3 protein-coding genes and 1 pseudogene are annotated in these 3,924 nt (G+C 68.6%); 2 read left to right on the forward strand and 2 right to left on the reverse strand.

Annotation, left to right across the window (positions count from 1 at the left end):
- The first annotated feature begins 112 nt into the window (after positions 1-112).
- Positions 113-789 (forward strand): annotated as a pseudogene (locus AB0I79_RS63140) (Tn3 family transposase).
- Between the two features lie 218 nt (positions 790-1,007).
- Here AB0I79_RS63140 and AB0I79_RS63145 read toward each other — a convergent pair.
- Both AB0I79_RS63145 and AB0I79_RS63150 read right to left on the reverse strand, forming a co-directional pair.
- Positions 1,008-1,655 carry a nitroreductase family protein gene (locus tag AB0I79_RS63145; RefSeq protein ID WP_357896305.1) on the reverse strand — a complete coding sequence of 216 codons (648 nt, stop codon included), beginning with the start codon at positions 1,653-1,655 and terminating at the stop codon, positions 1,008-1,010.
- Positions 1,656-1,667: 12 nt separating this feature from the next.
- Positions 1,668-3,029, reverse strand: a complete 1,362-nt coding sequence (locus AB0I79_RS63150) for an MFS transporter (RefSeq protein WP_357896308.1) — start codon at positions 3,027-3,029, stop codon at positions 1,668-1,670.
- 135 nt (positions 3,030-3,164) lie between these two features.
- On the opposite strand from AB0I79_RS63150, the gene AB0I79_RS63155 reads away from it, so the two are divergent.
- Entirely contained in the window at positions 3,165-3,644 is a 480-nt protein-coding gene (locus AB0I79_RS63155) for a MarR family winged helix-turn-helix transcriptional regulator (RefSeq protein ID WP_357896311.1), read from the forward strand.
- Positions 3,645-3,924 lie beyond the last annotated feature (280 nt).

The following is a 3,924-nucleotide window of genomic DNA, read 5'->3' on the forward strand; positions in this document are numbered from 1 at the left end:
CAAAGTTCTGCATGGCAAGGCGCTCTAAGCTCGCTACAGCGATTCGCGACCGTTGGACTCCGAGCCGGGGCCGCTGGACAGTGTCCACATAAAGTCGTTCCCGGTCTTCGGGTTGGCGCATCTGTTCGGGTTCGAGCTGCTGCCGCGCATCCGCAACTTCCGGGACCTGACCTTCCACCGACCCGAGCCCGGCGTCCGCTATCGGCATATCGACGCGCTGCTCGGCGAGCCGATCAACTGGCAGCTGATCGAGAACAACTGGCAGGACCTGATGAAGGTGGCCATCTCCATCCGCGAAGGCGAGCTGTCGTCGATGACGCTGCTGCGGCGGCTGCGGCACGACTCCAAACGCAACAAGATCTACCGCGCCTTCCGCGAGCTGGGCCGCGTGATCCGCACCATGGTGCTGCTTCGGTACATCTCCGACGCCACACTGCGGGAGAACATCACCCGGGCCACCAACATGGTCGAGTCCTACAACAACTTCTCCAAGTGGATCGGGTTCGGCAACAACGGGGTGATCGCCGAGAACGAACCGGAGGAGCAGGAGAAGGCGATCAAGTCAACACCCTGGTCGCCGACCTGGTCATGTACCAGACCACGCTGGACATGTCCCGGGTGCTCAACCAGCTGCGCAGCGAGGGCGAGACGGTGCATCGCGCCGACGTCGTCATCATGTCGCCCTACCAGGAGGACAACGTACGCCGCTTTGGCGACTACATCTACGACCTGAACGCGCCGCTGGAGGGCATGGAGGTCCACCTCAACATCGAGGAGCAAGCAGCCTGAACACGATCTTGCCTGCGCGCCACCTTGTAGGCCCCCACTTCAGACGCCCGTCGAGGACTTCCCCGAGGTCACCGATAACTCGCGGGAGGCGTCGGCGTTCTCCGAGGCCCAATGAGGTCGGGTCGCCCGGGGGAAATCGCACCCCCGGGCGCCCCTGCCCGTGGTCCGGCGCCGCTTGCCAGGCCGTCCCTGAGATCGGGGCGGCCTGGCAAGCGTGCTCACCACCGTTCCCAGTGCAGGACCTCCTCGCGCGGGATGCGGGGGGCGGGCTTGAAGTCGGTGCCGAGGGTGAAGGCCAGCGGGATGAACGCCGCCAGCATGACCTTCTCGTACGGAACCCCGAGCACCTTTGCCAGTTCGCGTTCGAGCGGTCCCTGCGCGGTGGTCCACACGGTGCCCAGGCCGCGCGCCCGGGCGGCCAGCATGAAACTCCACACTGCGGGCAGGATCGATCCCCACGCCCCGGCCTGCACGGCCACCGGGGCGCGGTCGGTGCGTCCCTCCACGCCCGGGATGACGAACGCGGGCACCCGGTGGATGTTGTCGGCCAGGTGGCGCAGGCCGTCGAAGACCCGCTCGGTGGAGCCGGAATGGTAGTTCATCCGCCACACATCTCGCTCGGTCAGCGGCTGGCCGCCGGCCACGGCCAGGGCGCGCAGGAAGATGTCGGCCACGACCCGGCGCTGCTCGGCCTCGGTCACGACCATGAAGTGCCAGCGCTGCCGGTTGCGCCCGGTGGGTGCCTGCACGGCCAGGTCCACGCACTCCTCGATCAGCTCGCGTGGCACGGGGCGGGTGAAGTCAAGGCGCTTGCGCACGGCGCGGGTCGTGCTCAGCAGTTGGTCCGGGGTGAGATTTAGCGTCACGATGTGTCTCCTTCAGGCGGTCGGGGTGGGAACTGGTGCGGCGCGGCGGGGGCGCAGGCCGAAGACGGCGACGAGGGCGCCGAGCAGGGAGAAACCGCCCGCCATCAGGAAGGCGATCCGGTATCCGGCCAGCGCGGATCCGCCGAGCGTCATCATCGCCGCCAGCACCGCCACGCCGATTCCGGCGCCGATCTGGACGGCGGAGGTGACCAGTCCCGAGGCCAGTCCCTGCCGCTCGTCGGGCAGGCCGGCGACGGCGGCGATGTTGAGACTCGGGAAGGACAGCCCGTTGCCGATGCCGTGGACGACCAGCGCGGGCAGCAGCATCGTGACGTAGTCGCCGGTGGCCCCGGCCCGCAGGAACAACAGGATGCCCGCGCCCTGGACCAGCATCCCGGCGGCGGCCACCCGCCCCAGGCCCCACCGGCTGATCAACCTGCCGGCCAGGTTGGCGGCAATGACGATGGCCAGACCCATCGGAACGATCCCGAGCCCGGTGGCCAGCGCGGTGTAGCCGAGCACCTGCTGCAGATACAGCACAGCGACGAACTGCCAGCCGATCGTCGCACACGCCCAGGCCAGCGCCGCGAGATTGGCGGCGCCCACGGTACCGGACCTGAACACCTCCAGCGGGATGAGCGGCGCGGACCGCCGGCGCTCGATGACGACGAAGGCGCCCAGCAGCAGCACGGCCACGACACCGGCCGGCCAGCTCTTCTCCGTCAGCGCGAACACCAGCAGCAACACGCCGCCGGTGACCGCGGCCGCGCCGGCGACGTCGAACCCCTCACGCGCCCCGGGCGGCCGAACGCCGCGTGCCAGCACCAGCGGCGCTGCGGCCAACACCAGCAGGGCGATCGGGACCGGCAGGAAGAACACCAGCCGCCAGCTGATCTCGGTCAGCAGGCCGGAAGCGATCAGCCCGGCGGTGTAGCCGGTCGCCCCGGCCAGCGAATAGACCCCCAGCGCCCGGTTGCGCTGCGGCCCCTCTGCGAAGGTGGTGGTGATGAGCGACAGCGCCGCCGGCGCGGTGAGAGCGGCCGCCACCCCCTTGATCACCCGGGTGGCCACCAGCGGCCATCCCTCCGACAGCAGCCCGCCGGCCAGACTCGCCGCCGCGAACACCGCCAGCGACAGCAGGAACACCCGGCGGCGGCCGAACAGGTCGGCGATACGGCCGCCGAGCAGGAGGAAACCGCCGTAGGCGACCGCGTAGCCGGACATCAGCCACTGCAGAGTGCTCTCCGGCAGCGACAGATCACGCCCGATGGCGGGCAGGGCCACGCCCATCAACGACAGGTCCATCGAGTCCAGGAACACCGCGGCGCACAACAACACCAGGGCCGCCTGTTGGCGGCCATTGGTTCGGGTCACGATCACTCTCCATCTGTATGCAAACAATTGGCTGACAGACGTTTGGACCGTATGCTTGCAAATCATCTGCTGTCAAACAGTCTGTTTGGAGATGGATGTGCGGTAGGCTGGCGGCTGAACGCACGAGGGAGAGTGATGGCGACAACGACCAGAACGACGGACCGTGGAACGGCGTACTTTCCCCGGCTCGCCGCCGAGCGGCTCGACATCGCGCTGTGCCGGGCCTCGGCCGCCGTGGCCCGCGCCGCAGACGTACATGCCACCGAGGAAGGGCTCGGAGTCGGGCAACACCTCGTGCTCCAGATGCTCGACGCCGTCGGCCCCTGCTCCCAGCAGACACTCAGCGAGGAACTCCGGATCGACCGCAGCGTCATGGTCGGCATCTGCGACGACCTGGAACAAGCGGGCCACGTCCGCAGGGAACGCAACCCCCACGACCGGCGCTCCTACGCCGTCACCATCACCGACTCAGGCCGCCGGCGGCTCGCCCAGGCCCAAGCCTTGATCCCGGCCTTCCTCGAGGACACCTTCCAGGCCCTCACCCCCGCCGAGCGCGGCCAGTTGAGCGCGATCCTGGCCAAACTCCTGCAGGCAGGCGCCAGCAGCCCCCGCTGACCCCCCATGTCAGTAGCCCATACGCAGGATGTGGCGCCCGCGGTCCGATCTCGTGCTACCCGCCGGGCTCCCAATGAGCAAGCGTTCTTGTCCGCGCCGGGCAATCCCATACTTCCGAGATCGACACAATCTCGGAAGTAGACTCCCAAGAGTGACTTCCGAGATTGCGCACCCCAGCCCTTCGTAGGCGCCCGGATCCGCTTCCGAGATTACGAAGCGCCGTCCGGGCGCCCGCCCCACCCGGCTGCCGCCCGCCTACGACGCCATCCTCGACGCATAC

The organism is Nonomuraea sp. NPDC050202 (genome assembly GCF_040656115.1).
In the GTDB taxonomy this organism is placed as follows: Bacteria; Actinomycetota; Actinomycetes; order Streptosporangiales; family Streptosporangiaceae; genus Nonomuraea.